Raw genomic sequence first — 533 nt, forward strand, 5'->3', positions numbered from 1 at the left:
ATGTAGGGGTCTCCAGTTCAAATCTGGACGGGACTACAAAATCAAATCCTTTGGGGGATTAGCTCAGCTGGCTAGAGCGCCTGCCTTGCACGCAGGAGGTCAACGGTTCGACTCCGTTATTCTCCACAGAGAGTTTTAGCGATTGGCGCTAGAGCGCCTGCCTTGCACGCAGGAGGTCAACGGTTCGACTCCGTTATTCTCCACTATTTAAGGTTGAGGGTTAAAAGGTAGAAGGCTTAAGGTAAACCTATAGCCTATACAAACCGCACAACAAAGCAGAAAGCTTTTAAAAAACTAATAAAGCCTTACCTGGATAGGTAGACAACATTGACATAAAGATTAAGAAAAAGAAGAAATTGCCGATGGGGCAAAGTATTTAAAGATACTGAATGGTTCGACTCCATGATTTTTACTAATAAGGAATAAGCTATAGGCTTAGGTTGGGGCCATTAAACCCTACACCTTTATACCCTCAGCCTTATACCTTAATAAAGTTCTTTGACATATTGGAAGAAGTTAAAAAAGAAGAGCAA

General features: G+C 42.0%; 2 tRNA genes. Both read left to right on the forward strand.

The window, feature by feature from the left end:
- Nucleotides 1-52: 52 nt before the first annotated feature.
- Nucleotides 53-126, forward strand: a tRNA-Ala gene (locus LUA86_RS19210).
- Between the two features lie 2 nt (nt 127-128).
- Nucleotides 129-203, forward strand: a tRNA-Ala gene (locus LUA86_RS19215).
- Nucleotides 204-533 lie beyond the last annotated feature (330 nt).

This window comes from Pedobacter sp. Leaf132, from assembly GCF_920984695.1.
Taxonomy (GTDB): domain Bacteria; phylum Bacteroidota; class Bacteroidia; order Sphingobacteriales; family Sphingobacteriaceae; genus Pedobacter.